11 protein-coding genes are annotated in these 15,122 nt (G+C 63.9%); 8 read left to right on the forward strand and 3 right to left on the reverse strand.

All coding sequences use genetic code 11. The features are described from left to right. Positions 1–43: 43 nt before the first annotated feature. The 8 genes from CETAM_RS05085 to CETAM_RS05120 all read left to right on the forward strand — a co-directional run bounded on the left by CETAM_RS05085 (position 44) and on the right by CETAM_RS05120 (position 10,361). On the forward strand, positions 44–1,264 hold the full coding sequence (locus tag CETAM_RS05085; protein WP_156227592.1) for an MFS transporter: 1,221 nt from the start codon (positions 44–46) through the stop codon (positions 1,262–1,264). A 131-nt stretch (positions 1,265–1,395) separates the two neighbouring features. Next, the gene (gene ppsA / locus CETAM_RS05090; RefSeq protein ID WP_156227594.1) at positions 1,396–3,771 is read left to right on the forward strand and encodes a phosphoenolpyruvate synthase; all 2,376 of its coding nucleotides are present in this window, start codon (positions 1,396–1,398) and stop codon (positions 3,769–3,771) included. Positions 3,772–3,793: 22 nt separating this feature from the next. Further along, positions 3,794–4,756: a nucleoside hydrolase gene (locus CETAM_RS05095; protein ID WP_156227596.1), complete on the forward strand. Its 963-nt coding sequence runs from the start codon at positions 3,794–3,796 to the stop codon at positions 4,754–4,756. 92 nt (positions 4,757–4,848) lie between these two features. Further along, positions 4,849–5,646, forward strand: coding sequence for an ECF transporter S component (locus CETAM_RS05100; protein ID WP_156227598.1), 798 nt, complete (start codon positions 4,849–4,851; stop codon positions 5,644–5,646). Further along, complete coding sequence (locus CETAM_RS05105) at positions 5,646–6,341, forward strand: ABC transporter permease (protein WP_156227600.1); 696 nt, start codon at positions 5,646–5,648, stop codon at positions 6,339–6,341. The genes CETAM_RS05100 and CETAM_RS05105 overlap by 1 nt, the downstream gene beginning before the upstream one ends. Further along, entirely contained in the window at positions 6,338–7,462 is a 1,125-nt protein-coding gene (locus CETAM_RS05110) for an ATP-binding cassette domain-containing protein (protein WP_231587590.1), read from the forward strand. Before CETAM_RS05105 ends, CETAM_RS05110 begins: the two co-directional genes overlap by 4 nt. Next, a complete protein-coding gene (locus CETAM_RS05115; protein ID WP_156227602.1) occupies positions 7,459–8,646 on the forward strand; it encodes an acyltransferase family protein in 1,188 nt (395 codons plus the stop codon). Before CETAM_RS05110 ends, CETAM_RS05115 begins: the two co-directional genes overlap by 4 nt. Before the next feature lie 245 nt (positions 8,647–8,891). Beyond that, positions 8,892–10,361 (forward strand): NAD(P)-binding domain-containing protein, encoded by a 1,470-nt coding sequence (locus CETAM_RS05120; protein WP_156227604.1) that lies wholly within the window; start codon positions 8,892–8,894, stop codon positions 10,359–10,361. Between the two features lie 74 nt (positions 10,362–10,435). Here the strand turns inward: CETAM_RS05120 and CETAM_RS05125 are convergent, their stop codons facing one another. The 3 genes from CETAM_RS05125 to CETAM_RS05135 all read right to left on the reverse strand — a co-directional run bounded on the left by CETAM_RS05125 (position 10,436) and on the right by CETAM_RS05135 (position 14,984). Then, positions 10,436–11,491 (reverse strand): ParA family protein, encoded by a 1,056-nt coding sequence (locus tag CETAM_RS05125; RefSeq protein WP_156229381.1) that lies wholly within the window; start codon positions 11,489–11,491, stop codon positions 10,436–10,438. A gap of 161 nt (positions 11,492–11,652) precedes the next feature. Further along, positions 11,653–14,589 (reverse strand): DUF3427 domain-containing protein, encoded by a 2,937-nt coding sequence (locus CETAM_RS05130; RefSeq protein ID WP_156227606.1) that lies wholly within the window; start codon positions 14,587–14,589, stop codon positions 11,653–11,655. Beyond that, a complete protein-coding gene (locus CETAM_RS05135) occupies positions 14,589–14,984 on the reverse strand; it encodes a (deoxy)nucleoside triphosphate pyrophosphohydrolase (protein WP_156229382.1) in 396 nt (131 codons plus the stop codon). Before CETAM_RS05135 ends, CETAM_RS05130 begins: the two co-directional genes overlap by 1 nt. Positions 14,985–15,122: the final 138 nt, after the last annotated feature.

Below are 15,122 nucleotides of genomic sequence, written 5' to 3' on the forward strand. Positions count from 1 at the left end.
GAACAAGGCTCGATTCCATGGAACGGGTAGGGTCTAACGGGATATGACAGATCAACAAAAAGTGCAGCCGAAGATCCCGACGGAGATCTGGGTCCTCGTCTCCGCGGCATTCATCATCGCGCTGGGCTACGGGCTCGTCGCGCCGATCATTCCGCAGTTCGCCGCCAGTTTCGACGTCTCCATGGCCGCCGCCAGCGCGGTCATCTCCATTTTCGCCGCCTCCCGGCTGTTCTTCGCTCCGGTGTCGGGCAGGCTCATCGACAAACTCGGTTCCCGCAAGGTCTACCTCACGGGCCTGATCACCGTCGCGGTGACCACCGCGCTTGTCGCGGGTGCGCAGGAGTACTGGCACATCCTGCTGCTGCGCGGCATCGCGGGCATCGGTTCGACGATGTTCACGGTTTCCGCCATGGGCCTGATCGTCCGGATGGCCCCACCCGAGATCCGTGGCCGCGCCTCCGCCGTCTACGGCACCGCGTTCCTGGTGGGCAACGTCATCGGCCCCCTCGTGGGCGCGGCACTGTCCATGATCGGCATGCGCGCCCCCTTCGTCATCTACGGTGTCTCGGTGGCGTTGGCGGCGTTCGTGGTGTGGTGGAAGATGCCCCGCATCGACGATTCCGCGCGCAGCAGGAACGATGAGCCGCCGATGGGCTTCGCCGAGGCGATCCGCGACAGTGCGTACCGCTCGGCGCTCGTGTCCGGCTTCGCCTTCGGGTGGATCAACTTCGGCGTCCGCGTAGCCACCCTGCCGTTGTTCGCGGCCGTCGTCTTCGAGCACGGCGGCGCGATCGCCGGCCTGGCCATGGCCACATTCGCCGCCGGCAACGCCGTGGTGCTGCAGTTCTCCGGCAGGCTCGCCGACACCCTCGGACGAAAGCCCATGGTCATCAGTGGGCTGGTGGTCAACGCGATCTTCACCGGCTCCATGGGATTCGCCGACAGCTTCTGGCCGCTGCTCATCGTCTCCGCGCTGGCCGGCGCGGGGGCAGGCATGGTCAACCCGGCGCAGCAGGCGGTGCTGGCGGACGTCATCGGCAACCATCGCTCCGGCGGCAAGGTGCTGGCGAACTTCCAGATGGCCCAGGATTTCGGCGCGATCACCGGCCCGATCCTCATCGGTGTGGTCGCGGAAACCTACGGCTTCACCATCGGCTTCCTCATCTGCGGCTTCATCGGCTTGGCGGCGGCTGTCGTCTGGGCCTTCGGCCGGGAGACGCTTCACGACGCCCGCGGTGTGTCTGTGGAGGCTGTGGCCAGGTAGGGCGGGGGCAGGGGGACCGTGACGTCCCCTTGAGCCAACGGTGACCCAACTGAAGCCCCAAAGCATCCATCCGGTGGAGGCTCCGGGCGTACCCTCAAGGCCAAGTCAACCCGTGGCCAGTGGAGGCTCAGATGGAACAGTCATACGTTCTGTGGTTCGAGGACATCGGTCTTGCTGATCTGCCGAGTGTGGGTGGCAAGAACGCCTCGCTGGGAGAGATGATCGGGGCCCTGTCGGAGAAGGGCGTCCGGGTGCCCGGGGGGTTCGCGCTCACGGCCGAGGCTTACCGGGTGTTTGTGCGGGACAACGGGCTGGAGGAGGACATCCGTGAACTCCTCGGCCTCGTCCACGCCGGGAGCCTGCCGTTGAGCGAGGCCGGCGCCACCCTCCGACGGAAGTTCCTCGACGCTCCCATCCCGGATCCTGTGGCCCAGGCCATCACGGAGGCGTACCGCGAGATGACCGGGCGCGGTGGCGGGGAAGCACCGGCCGTGGCCGTGCGCAGTAGCGCCACCGCCGAGGATCTGCCGGAGGCGAGTTTCGCGGGCCAGCAGGAGACCTTCCTCAACGTGGTGGGGGAGGAGGCGCTGCTGGAGGCCTGTCGGCGGTGCTTCGCGTCCTTGTTCACCGACCGGGCGATCAACTACCGCTCGCTCAAGGGTTTCGATGATCTCCAGGTGGCGCTGTCCGTCGGCGTGCAGCTGATGGTCAGGGCGGATGTGGGGGCCTCCGGCGTGATGTTCACCCTGGACACGGAGAGTGGTTTTCCGGATGCCGTGGTCATCAGCGCCACGTGGGGGCTGGGGGAGACGGTGGTCCAGGGCACGGTGGACCCGGACAAGTACCTCGTGTACAAGCCTTTCCTGGACGATGATCAGCTGGTGCCGATCATCGAGCGCAGCGCCGGGGCGAAGGAGATCAAGCTCGTCTACAGCTCCGGGGATTCGGCCGGCACGGAGCTGGTGGACACTTCCGAGGAGGAACGCGGGGCGCTCGTGCTCACCGATGGCGAGGTGCTCGAGCTCGCCCGCTGGGCCGTCATCCTGGAGAAGCACTACCAGCGGCCGCTGGACATCGAATGGGCCAAGGACGGTGTCAGCAGTGAGCTCTTCATCGTGCAGGCCCGACCGGAGACGGTGCAGTCGCAGCGCAGCGCCACTGAGTTCACCATGTTCCACCTCGAGGAGAAGGGTCGTCGTCTGATCTCGGGGGCAGCCATCGGGGACACCATCGCGGCCGGTGAGGTGTGTGTCATCCGTAGTGCGGCGGACATCGGGAACTTCCGCGACGGGGCGATCCTGGTGGCGGAGATGACGGATCCGGACTGGGGGCCGGTGATGAAGCGGGCCGCGGGCATCATCACGGATCACGGTGGGCCGACCAGTCATGCGGCGATCATCAGCCGGGAGCTCGGTGTGCCCGCCATCGTGGGTACGGGCACCGCGACCCGCGATCTCGTCGACGGCCAGCTGATCACGCTGTCCTGTGCGGAGGGGGAGAAGGGGCACGTCTACGAGGGGCGCCTGCGGTGGAGCACGGAACAGGTGGATCTGCAGGCGCTGCCGGAGACGCGCACGAAGGTCATGGTCAACGTGGCCAGCCCGGCGGCGGCGTTCCGCTGGTGGCGTCTGCCCGTGGCCGGGGTGGGTCTGGCGCGGTTGGAGTTCCTCATCGCCGAGGCGATCAGGGTCCATCCGATGGCGCTGGCGCATCCCGACCGAATCGACGACGCTGGGGAGGCCGGACAGATCCGTGAGCTCACCTCCGCCTACGAGGACCCGCGGGAGTACTTCATCGACCGTCTCGCCACCGGCCTGGGCAAGCTCTGCGCCCCGTACTATCCACGGCCGGTGATTGTCCGCCTCAGCGACTTCAAGACCAACGAGTACGCGCACCTGCTGGGCGGGCACGCCTTCGAACCGGAGGAGGAGAATCCCATGCTCGGCTTCCGCGGCGCCTCGCGGTATGACGACGATCGCTACCGCGACGGTTTCCAGCTCGAGTGCCTGGCGCTCAAGCGGGTACGGGAGACACTCGGCTTCACCAACCTCGCGGTGATGGTGCCCTTCGTGCGTACCGTCCCCGAGGCCGACCGCGTCATCGCGGCGATGGCAGCGAACGGCCTGGTCCGGGGCGAGAACGGTCTGGAGTTCTACATGATGTGCGAGGTCCCCTCCAACGTGGTCCTCGCCGAGGATTTCGCGCAGCGTTTCGACGGCTTCTCCATCGGCTCCAATGACCTGACCCAGCTGACCCTCGGCGCGGACCGGGACTCGGAGATCATGGCGCGCAGTTTCGACGAGCGTGACCCGGCGGTGAAGAAGATGGTCGCGGACGTGATCGCCCGCGCCCACGCCTGCGGCATCACCGTGGGAATCTGCGGCCAGGGCCCGAGCAACTACCCGGAGTACGCGCAGTTCCTCGTCGAGCAGGGCATCGACTCCGTGTCGCTCAACCCGGATTCGGTGCTGCGGACCGTCCCCGTCATCGCGGAGGCTGAGCGCTGAGACTCGGCTAACCTCGGGAGCCATGATCCCCGTCCTCATCGACTGCGACCCCGGCATCGACGACACCCTCGCGCTCATCTACCTCGCCGCCCTGCACCACCTCGGCGAGATCGAGCTCGTCGGCGTGACCACCACCGCCGGCAACACCACCGCCACCCAGGCCGCCGGCAACGCGCGGTGGGTGCTCGCCCAGCTGCTTATAGACGCCCCCGTTCTCCCCGGCCGGCCCCGCCCCCGCCACGTGGAGCTGACCACCACGCCAGAGACCCACGGGCCGACCGGCCTGGGGTACCTCGAGGTGCCGGAGGCGCCGGAAACGCCGGGCGGGGACTGGGCGGAGGTGTGGCGCGGGGCTGTCGACAAGCACGCGGACCTGAGGCTGATCGTCACGGGCCCGCTGAGCAACCTCGCGGCCTTCCAGCAGACGCACCCGGAGCACTATGCCAGGCTGGGAAACATCACGGTGATGGGCGGGGCGGTGAACTACCGCGGGAACACCACACCGACGGCGGAGTGGAACTTCTGGGTGGACCCCCACGCGGCTGCGGAGGTGTTCGAGGACCCGCCCGCGGCCAGCATCCGGTTGTGTTCGCTGGAGGTGACCGAGCAGTTCCTCATTGACCCGGCGCGGCTGGGCGCGTTGGTGGACTCGCTGGGCGCCACGCCCGTGGCCGGCTACCTGGCGGACATCCTGCGCTTCTACTTCGAGTTCCACCGGGCGCAGGGGGAGGGCTACCAGGCTCAGATCCATGACCTGCTGACCTGCATGATCGCGCTGGGCACGATCCCGTACGAGGACGTGTCCACGACCATCGCGGTCGAGGCCGACAGCCCCCTGCTGCGTGGGACCTCGGTGGCGGATCTGCGCGGGCACTGGGACCGCCCGCACAACGCGCGGCTGGTGACGTCGGCGGACGTCGAGGCCGCGCACTCCGAACTCGCCCGGGCCGCCGGCGCGTTGGCCGTGCTCTGGGCGATCCGTTAGACTCAGCGACGTTTGATGACCGCCCGAGGTGACATAGGGCGGTGCCACCCCATTCGAGCCCCTATTCGAGCTCTGACCCGAGGATGCCCGTCATGTCACAGATTCACCTCACTCCCGCACGCCGCGGCCTGGCCGTCGCCGGTGCGGCGGTGGTCGCCGCCACCTGGCTCTACCTGGTGCTCGTGCGCCCGACCGACTGGGATTCGGTCGGCGGCTCCACGCAGGCCCTGATCACGCTCGCCGGCTATGTCGGCGGCGCCGTGCTGTTGCTCGCGGCCACGTTGCCGGCACTGCCCGCGCGCACCATCGCGGTGATCCCGGTGGCACTGGTGCTCAACATCGTCATCGGCCAGGTCGTCGGTTCGGTGGGGCTCCCGCTGTACCTGGATTCGGTGGGCACGGTGCTCATCGCGGCGCTGGCCGGCCCGATCGCGGGCCTGGCCACCGGCACGCTGAGCTCCGTGGTGTGGGGCCTGCTCAACCCGGCGGCGCTGCCCTTCGCGGCGGTGGCCGGTGCGACCGGCTGGCTGGCGGGCTGGTTCATCCGGGCAGGCGCGTTCGACCGGATCTGGAAGCTCGTCGTGTCCGGCCTCCTGCTGGGTCTGATCTGCGGCGCGCTGGCCGCCCCGGTGGCGGCGTTCGTCTACGGCGGTACCGCGGGCGTGGGCACGGGTGCGATCGTGTCGTTGTTCCGCGAGTTGGGCAACTCCCTGATCGGTTCGGTGACCCTGCAGTCCTTCATCTCCGATCCGTTGGACAAGCTGGCGGTCATGGCGATCGTGTTCGCCGCGGTCAGGGCGCTGCCGAAGCGGACATTGCGGTCCTTCCAGTCAGCTGAGGAGCAGCCGGCCGGTGAACCGGGGGAGCGTGCGGTCGGGGTGCGGGCCTGATGCCCCGCACCCGGACCCTGATCAACCCGCTGACCGCACTGGTCACGGGGTTGAGTTCGTGGATCCTCGTGCTGGGTGTGAACTCCTGGCGGTTCTCGGTCGCGGTCACTCTCGTGGCGTGGGCGGTGGGCGCGTGGCGCACACGCAACTGCTCGGTGATCGCCACGACAGCGCTGCTGGCCGTGCCCACCGCCCTGTCGATGCTGCTGGTCCACGCACCCTACGGGGCGGAACGTCTGGCGCCGCTGCTGACCAGGGACGGCGTGGTCACAGCGGCGGAGCTGACCGCACGTTTCACTGCGTTGATGGCCGCGCTGCTGGCGGCGGCCGCCTTCATCCGGGTGGCGGACCTGGCGAAGGCCCTGCAGGTCAGCCCGTTGGGTCCGCGGGTGGCGTACATCGTCGCCGCGGCCCTGCAGCTCCTGCCGCAGGGCAGGCGCACCGTGGGGGTGGTGCGCGACGCGAACCGCCTGGCCGGCCGCCGGATCCACGCGGGCAACGTCATCCCGCGGGTGGCGGTGCCGGTGATGACGCAGCTGCTCACCGCCAACGTGCAGAAGTCCCGTGCCCTGGAGACCGCCGGGCTTGATCTGCCCGGTAGGCGCACCGTCCTGCGTCCGGTGCCGGACAGCCCCGCGCAGCAGGTGGCGCGGGTGCTCATCCCCGTGGCGGCCGTCGTGGGGGCGCTGCTGTGAAACTGGAACTTTCCGCCGGCTCGATCGTGCAGGTGATCGGCGGGTCCGGCCAGGGCCTGTCGCGCCTGGCGGAGGAGCTGCACAGGGAACGCGAGGGGGTCGGTGTCGTCGGCCAGGACGCGATCGCCCACGTGACTTTCCTGCGCGAGACGGTCGCGGAGGAGGTGGCCTTCGGGCTGGAGCAGCGGGGTGTCCGCAGAGAGGAGATGGAAGGCCGCGTCGACCGGATGCTGCGGCTGGTGGGGCTGAGCGAGCTCGCCGAAGCCGACCCCGCGGCGCTGTCCGGCGGACAGACACGACGCCTGGCGGTGGCGGCCGTCGCGGTGCTCGAGCCTGAGACCCTCGTCCTCGATGACCCCTTCGCGGGCCTTGATCATGCGTCCGCGGACCGCCTGGTCACGCTGTGTCACTCGCTTCCCCGCACCGCCGTGGTCGTCCTGGGCAACCGCCCTCATCCGTCGTTGTCCGGCGAGGTCCTCCCGCTTTCCCCCGCCCCCCTGGCACACCCGGGCCTGCAGCTCCCGGAACCCGTGGGACGGGGCGGAACAGTACTCGATCTGGGTCCGGTGACCGGCCGGCGGGGAGCGGGCCGACGCCGCTGGTGGCAGAGCCATCGCCCGGATTCGCGCGAGTTCACCGTCGGGCCGGTTCATGTCCAGGTGGTGCCCGGTGAGGTGCTGTGGCTGCGCGGGGACAACGGCTCCGGTAAGACGACACTGCTGCGCGCCCTCGCCGGCCTGGACGGCGCGCCGGGTACGCGGGTCCCGGTGTCCCTCATGCTGCAGCGGGCCGGCGACCAGGTGGTGGACACGACGGTGCGCGGCTTCGTGGGCCCGGCTGCTGAGCCGCTGGGCCTGGATCCGGACGCCCACCCCCTGGACCTGGGTGCCACCGACCTGCGGCTGGCGCAGTTCCTCGCCGTGGCCGGGCCCGGTCGGCCGGTCATGCTCGCCGACGAGCCCGACGTCGGCCTCGACCACCGCGGACGCGGGGTCATGCACGGACTCATCGCCGAGCGGCTGCGCGCCGGGACCGCGCTGGTGATCACGTGCCATGACGAGGCGTTCATGGCGGAGATCGCCCGGTATTCGCGGGTGAGTTGTCTTAACCTGGACCAATGACCCGCATCCACGGCCTGGACCTGGCCCGCGCCCTGGCGATCATCGGCATGATGGCCGCCCACATCGGCCCCGGGCATCCCGTGACGGAGGGCTACCCATCGGTGCTCTTCGCGGTGCTGGCTGGCGTGTCGATGGGGATCATCTCCCGCGGCTCTCTGGCCGGAGAAGGCGACCTCCCGCGCACCCGCTTCAGGCTCATCCTCCGGGGCGTGATCCTCGTGGGGCTCGGGGCGGTGCTGTCGATGCTGCAGTCCTCGATTCTGGTCGTGCTCACTGCGATCGGCGTCAGCTACATACTGCTCACTCCGGTGATCACGTGGTCGACCCGGCGGCTGGGGGTGCTGCTGGCTGTGCTGGTGGTGACGGGCCCGGTGCTCGTAGCGGCGGAGCACGTTCTCTCGTTCAGCTGGGGTGATCACGCGGTGGCCGATCTGTTCCTGGGCGTCTATCCGCTGCTGGCCTGGTTGGCGTACACGCTGGTGGGGCTGCTCATCCATCGTCTGGTGGTGAGCCCGGCCCATCAGAACCAGACGCGCCGACAGATATGGCTCGCGGCCATCGGTCTGGCGCTGCTCGCGGGCACCCAGCTGCTTATCGAGCTCACCGGGTTTCGCGTCGGCCCCAACGACATCCTCAACGAGTTCGGCGCCTACCTGCAGGGCGAGCCTCATTCGGGCGGGCTTCTCGACGTCCTCGGTTCCTCCGGTGCCGCCATGGCCGTCATCGGGCTCTGCGTGCCGGCCTGTCGCGCAGCGTCGGTGGTGTGGGCGAGCTACCCGCTGCGGGCGATGGGGTCGATGTCCTTGACCATGTACGTGGTGCACGTCGTGGTCACCACCATCGCCAACGGGACCTTCCTCACCGTGTACAGCATCTACGGCTGCGGACCCCAGCCGTACCTGCCCGAGGGGGAGTTCGGCGGGAGGATGTACACGCCGCTGTCGGATCCGCTCGATTTCCCCGGCGCGGGGAACCCCGACGCCCTCGTCTTCAGTGCCCCCGATGCCGGCGAACCCGACTGGTTGTGGCTGCTGGCCGCGCAGGTCATCGGCCTGCTCATCTTCGCCTCGTTGTGGCGCCGGCGCTTCCGCCGCGGCCCGCTGGAGTGGGGGATGCACCGGGTGATTGAGGGGGCGGTCGGCGGGACGTCCAACAGTCCGACCGCGGCCTCCCCGCGCGGTTAAAGTCCGGAAGAATATGCATTAAGCCTAAGAAAGTGTTAGGATCATCGCCTGGGTGTGGCCCGGTTCAGAGCTTTCAGCTATGAATGGCGGCCGCCTTGAACCTGGATCTTCCGGATTACGGCGGCCCCTCTGTTCCTTGTCCCGGTAGGGCGCGCAAGGTTGGTGCGCCCCGAAGGCCACGGTATGTCCATGGACGAAAACACAATTGAAGAAGGTCGCGTACAGCGCGGCTCGGCGCCCCCGGCATGCCTGCCGGCGGGCCCCTGCCCCGGAACGTGGCCTTCGTTGGCCCAGGTAGCTGGGCCGGAAAGGCATGCTTGACTAAGCGTATTGCAATTATCGGGGCAGGTCCGAGCGGGATGGCGCAGCTGCGGGCATTCGAGTCCGCACAGAAGAAGGGACACGAGATCCCCGAGATCGTCTGCTACGAGAAGCAGGACGACTGGGGCGGTCAGTGGAACTTCACGTGGCGCAACGGAACCGACAAGTACGGCGAACCCGTGCACTCCTCGATGTACCGCAATCTCTGGTCGAACGGCCCGAAGGAGGGCCTCGAGTTCGCGGAGTACTCCTTTGACGAGCACTTCGGTCGCCCGATCTCGTCCTACCCGCCGCGCGAGGCGCTGTGGGACTACATCGACGGCCGTGTACGGAAGTCGGACGTGAAGAAGTACGTCAAGTTCGCCCACGCCGTGCGCTGGGTCGACTTCGACGAGACCACCAGCACCTTCACTGTCCACGTGCAGAACCTGCGCAGCGGCGAGACCGAGTCGGAGGAGTTCGACCACGTCATCGTCGCGTCCGGTCACTTCACCTTCCCGAACGTCCCCGATTTCCAGGGCATGGACACCTTCCCCGGCCAGATCATCCACGCCCACGAGTTCCGCGGCGCGGAGTCCCTGGCGGACAAGGACGTCCTGCTCATCGGTGCGAGCTACTCCGCGGAGGACATCGGCACCCAGGCCTACAAGATGGGTGCCCGGACCGTCACCTTCTCCTACCGCAGCGCTCCCATGGGTTATGACTGGCCCGAGGGCATGGAGGAGCAGCCGCTCGTGGAGAAGTTCGACGGCGCCACCGCACACTTCTCCAACGGCCTGAAGCGCAAGTTCGACGCCGTGGTCCTGTGCACCGGCTACATCCACCACTACCCGTTCCTGCCCAGCGACCTGGCGCTGAACTCCCCGAACAACCTCTACCCGGACAACCTCTACCGTGGCGTCGTCTGGGAGAAGAACAACCAGATGTTCTACCTGGGAGCCCAGGACCAGTGGTTCACCTTCAACATGTTCGACGCCCAGGCCTGGTACGTGCGCGACCTTATCCTCGGTGAGCGTGAGCTGCCTGCCAAGGAGGAGCAGCGCAAGAACATCGACGCCTGGCTCGAGCGCTTCGACACCCTGCGGAACGTCGACGAGCAGGTCGATTTCCAGGCCGACTACGTCCGCGACCTCATCCAGGAGACCGACTACCCGATGTTCGATCTGGACACCGTGGCGGAGATCTTCAAACGCTGGGTCGGGACGAAGCGCGAGGACATCCTCAACTACCGCGACGTCACCTACACCTCCGTGATCACCGGCACGAAAGCCGCTCAGCACCACACCCCGTGGATGCTCGAGCTCGACGACTCCCTCGAGCGCTACCTGTCCACCCCGGAGCCGGACGAGGTCCGCGACATCTTCGAGGGCCGCGAGCCGGTCAAACGCCGCTAGTTCGCTGCGCCTGCTTATCGACGCCCCGTTCTCCCTCACCGCAGCCCATGGCAGCGGTGGGGGAGAAGGTTCTTCTAGGCCATCAAACGTTTGTGAACCGTCTCAGCAACACTTTTGATTTTGTCGACGTACCCATCTCGCTGGTTTAGCTGGGTACCACGGACTCCATCTTTGCTAACTAGTCCGGCAATTGGGGAATGGACATCCTGCGCCGTCGCCGGCATTGAGTGCATGTGAGGGATATGGCCGAGGAGGAACTCATCCTCTTTCTGACCCAAGCTACTGGCGATACGTTGAGCCTCTTCCGGGAAACGATCTCGGAATCGCTCGAAAGCGCCCACGAGCTGTTCGCCGCCGCCGGCCTTCTTCTTCATGTATTCGAGGGTGGTGTATCCGAGGTAATTGAGCTGACGGCCTTCGTGACCGTGAAGGCGAAGAGTGCGGGATTTCTCATCGAAGCTATTTGAATACTGGCTCCAAGCCGCGATATTAGCTTCCTGCATTTCGCTGTATTCGGCGACCCAATTCTCGAACCAACGGGAGAGGTTGTCGAAAGCGTGAAAGCTGAAGAGATCGGTGGCAGTTGGGGTAACGAAGGCATCGCAACCCAACAAGACGGTTCGGTTGAAGGGACCCAGGCTCGGGCCGACATCAAACAGGATAATGTCGTAGCGATTTTGGTCCTCCATCGCGGTGGCGAGCTGGCCTGCCCAGTGCACGCGTCGAAACGCAGCTGTCTCCCGGCCGTGGGCAGCTTGCCATGCATTGCTCATGACGTCCTCGATTTTGGACAAGGTAGGGTGCCCAGCCAGGACATCCACCTTGAAACGCTCGGATCGAACAGTGTGAATGTTCTTCTCGATCTCCGGCTCGCCCTCCAGAAGGGGGATAAAAAGCCCGTACACGGTGTTTGCCAGCGAACGCCGCCGAGCACTATCTGGGTCGCTGTCGGGAGCGTAGATCTCGGCGGTCTGGTCTTCGGTGAGCATCAGCTGTGTCGCGTTGCACTGGGGGTCGCAATCGACGTAGAGGACGCGGTGGCCGCGCTCCGCGAAGTCATGGGCGACATTCGTTGACAACGTTGTTTTGCCGACGCCGCCCTTGTTGTTGAAGAAGCTTAGAGTGCGAATTTTAGAGGACATGACCTACCCTGGGGCGCAGTTATTTTACGTGTTTGAGAAAGCAACCGACGCTCCAACTGTAACTGACGGCCTAGTAAGTCTGGTCGCCGACGCTGGTAACTCAGAACTAAGCGTCCTCAACTCAACCCATTTCACGGCCCAAAGTCTATTCACGAGATAGTGGAGCGGACATTGGTGGTCAGATAATCGTAAAGGCTCTGTTCGACGGGAGTGAACAGATCAAGATTCATCGTTACAACATTCAACGGCTTACCGTCAGGGCCAGGCATCTTTTCGTTCTGCTGGTTGTGGGACTCGACTTTTCCCAAGTAGTAGAAATCGTTCCCTTCAGCGTCATCCTTCTTAACTAAGAGATGGAGGTCATCTTCATTGTTAATGATCGGCCGCAGTTCTGGGCTGAGAAGGGTGCGTCTCGACCTGCTATACCAATGCATGGTTTGAGGACTAATGAACTCGTCGCCGTATTTAGTGCTTTCCGCTACATCTGCATTCTTATGGTAAGTGACGAAGATTGGGCAGGTCGAAGTAGCATCGTCTCGTTTGTACCCGTACAGGGTGCTTTCTTGATTTCTCGGCCAGTTGAGAAGTCGACAAACTTCACGCCGAGAGTACATTGACCCTTTTTTGAGATTGCCGGACCAGTAACCTCGCTCGCGCGAGAGGAAAAGGCCAGTTTCGAGGATGTCATCAACGTGGCTCTTGAATATCTCTGTGGACATGCGGTCGTCGGCTGATTCACTCTCGTAGAGACGGCGGAAATCATCGCTGAGGCGATATCCACTCGCATCGGAGATTATGAGCGGGGAGCCCCCAAACTTCTTGACCTGGGCCTCGGTGTAAAACGCTAGTGAAAGAACACGCTCGACAGAGTTCAGGGTCAAGTTATCAGAGTTCATGCTTTTCATCTCGAGAAGGCGAACAAACTCATCCCGGGTAACGAACTCTTTGTCGATCAGCTCGCGGAGCAAGAAAAGCTCGTGTGGCCGCTTTCCGCTAAGAATCTCACCCGATAGGAATGCCAAGATGGGTGCTTCTTCTGAATCGGGCGCATGGTCCACGAACTTGAGATCTTTGAGCAGTTGCCAATAGCTCTTTAGATTGGAAACGCTGTCATAAGCCGATGCAAGAAGCACAGGGTCGACCGTGTCGAAACGGGCGAAGTCGAAGAGCGTCGGTATTCGACCTAGGCGGTTGATCAGCTGCTGGATATCTTTTTTGAAGATCTGCTTTCCCACGAGACGTGCCTTGCTCAACGACTCTAGGATTCGATGTTGGGCAATCGCATCGAAGTTCACGCTGGAGACACCGGCGATGGTGTTCGTGGAGTTGTTATCCAGCAGGTTCTTTCGAATCGAGTCTTTATTCCGCGAGTTGTCACCGAAAAGTGCCACCGGAATGAGGTAGTTGTTTGCATAGTTACCGATGAAGTCGATGACTCGAAGATGGTCCTTGCCCGGGGCCTTGCGGAGGCCGCGCCCAAGCTGCTGGGTGAAAATGATGCTGGATTGAGTGCCACGAAGCATTACCACTTGGTTCACGAGCGGAATATCGATTCCTTCGTTGAAGATGTCAACGGTCAGGATGTAGTCGATCTCGCCGTTCTCAAGTTTCTCGATGACCAGCTCGCGTTGGGCGGCTGAGTCCTCGCCGGTGAGGACCGTAGTTCTCAGTCTTTGCCCGTTGAGGGAGGACTGGTTGAACAACTTGGAGAGTTCCTGAGCCTCGTCCTTCCGACTACAGAACATCAGCCCCTTCACGTCGGTGGGGTGGCCGTACTGACGAAGCATCTTGAGAACGTGCTTCACTCGCTCTTCGGCAATGAGGTTTCTCAGCTGTGCGACGTCGTCGATGGTCTCGTTTTCATCGTCTACGAAGTCGGTGACTCCGTAATAATGGAAGGGGACGAGCATCTGCTCTTCGAGAGCTTCATGGAGGCGGATCTCGAAGGGGACGTTGTAGTCGAAAAGTTCGAAGACGTTGAACCCATCAGTTCGCTCTGGCGTTGCAGTCAGCCCAAGGAGGAACGACGGGGTGAGGTGGTCAATGATTCTGCGATAGGTGTCAGCACCTGCGCGATGGACCTCATCGATGATGATGTAGTCGAAGGTCTCAGGGGAGAATGCCTCGAGAGTCTCCCCGCGAGACAGGGACTGCACTGTAGAAAAGAGGTACTTCCGATCAGTCTGGCGAATATTGCCGACCAGTTTTCCGAACTGGTTGGTATCTTCTTCCAGGACACGCTGGAATTCGTTCATCGCCTTGTTGAGGATCTGTTCGCGGTGAGCGAGGAAGAGGATTCGCTTTGGCTTTGCGGCCCGAACGGCGAGAGCTGCAAGGATCGTCTTTCCGGTACCCGTAGCGGAAATGATGACTGCCTTGTCTTCCCCTAGCTCTCGGAGATCCCGAAGCGATTCCAGTGCTCGCACTTGCATGTCGTTCGGATAGATCCGCCCATCTGGGGATGTTTTGACGGGGGAGTCGCCATCTGGAACGAGGACGGGGCGGAAGGTGCGGTTCTTCTCGTAATGGGAGATCCACTCTTGTGTGAGTTCAACGGATCGTCTCTTCTGCCGTTCAACTGCGTCTTCGAGTTGAAGAGCGATATCGCCATCTGGGAAAGCGGAAAATCGGAGGTTCCATTCTTGGTTCACTAGAAGAGCATTATCGGTGAGGTTCGAGCTTCCGACGATGGCAGTGATGCCGTCTTCACGGTGGAATATGTAGCCCTTCGCGTGGAAACCGCGGTCGACATCTTCGTGGATGACGGTTCGGACGTTTTCAAGCAGCAGGAGCTCGCGGAATACAGCAGGGTCGTTGAAGTCTAAGTAGTTGGAGGTGATGATTTCGCCAGTTCCGCTGAACTGGAGAAGGGCCTCCTTCAGTAGAGCAAGGCCGCGGCTGCTGATGAACGCGACGGAGAATACGAAGTGCCTGGCCCGAGACAGTTCCTGCCGAATCGCGTGCAGCATCTTCTCTTCATCATTGTTTGCGATGAGGAGCGGGTTGAGGAGCTGCTCAGACTGGGTAGCTGCGTCAAGGAATCCGAAAGCGGTGTCGCGACTGAGTGTGGTGTTCGAGCGTTTCATTAGCCGAGCTGTTCGGCAATGATCTTGACCGCAGGGATGTCGGCTGGGGCCCAATTTAGTGTGTGCAGCTCAGAGGCCGGTACCCATCGGATCTCCTCGTGCTCTGTGAGCTGCGGATCTCCCTCGATGAGCTTGCAGAAGTATGTCGAGAGAATGACGGTGCCGAAGTCATACTCGTATTCCGTAGTGGTGATGTGAGCACCGACGGCCGCCTGACAGAGAAGCTCCTCCTCCAGTTCTCGGGCGAGTGACTCTTCGGGGGTTTCTCCGGCTTCAATCTTCCCTCCCGGGAACTCCCAGAAGCCGGGAAGCGCTTTACCTGGGCCGCGCCGAGCTGCGAGAACTTTGTCTCCATCAGTCAGAACTGCCCCTGTTACGTTGATGCGCTTCTTCACCATTGCTCCTCGGTTCACACTGTTGGATCGGCCCATACTAGCACGGTGAGCAGGGGTTTCTTCCTGCATCGCTTGCAGCCCTATGCGTTTGGGCGGGTGATGACTCTGCAGAGACGTGAACCCCGCCCTTTTTCGTAC

Source organism: Corynebacterium comes (genome assembly GCF_009734405.1).
Taxonomy (GTDB): Bacteria; Actinomycetota; Actinomycetes; order Mycobacteriales; family Mycobacteriaceae; genus Corynebacterium; species Corynebacterium comes.

Excerpts from the sequence above, each read along its gene's own strand:
- CETAM_RS05085 (WP_156227592.1), top strand. The coding sequence starts at position 44 with ATGACAGATCAACAAAAAGTGCAGCCGAAGATCCCGACGGAGATCTGG.
- ppsA (WP_156227594.1), top strand. The coding sequence starts at position 1,396 with ATGGAACAGTCATACGTTCTGTGGTTCGAGGACATCGGTCTTGCTGAT.
- CETAM_RS05095 (WP_156227596.1), top strand. The coding sequence starts at position 3,794 with ATGATCCCCGTCCTCATCGACTGCGACCCCGGCATCGACGACACCCTC.
- CETAM_RS05100 (WP_156227598.1), top strand. The coding sequence starts at position 4,849 with ATGTCACAGATTCACCTCACTCCCGCACGCCGCGGCCTGGCCGTCGCC.
- CETAM_RS05105 (WP_156227600.1), top strand. The coding sequence starts at position 5,646 with ATGCCCCGCACCCGGACCCTGATCAACCCGCTGACCGCACTGGTCACG.
- CETAM_RS05115 (WP_156227602.1), top strand. The coding sequence starts at position 7,459 with ATGACCCGCATCCACGGCCTGGACCTGGCCCGCGCCCTGGCGATCATC.
- CETAM_RS05120 (WP_156227604.1), top strand. The coding sequence starts at position 8,892 with ATGCCTGCCGGCGGGCCCCTGCCCCGGAACGTGGCCTTCGTTGGCCCA.
- CETAM_RS05130 (WP_156227606.1), bottom strand. The coding sequence starts at position 14,589 with ATGAAACGCTCGAACACCACACTCAGTCGCGACACCGCTTTCGGATTC.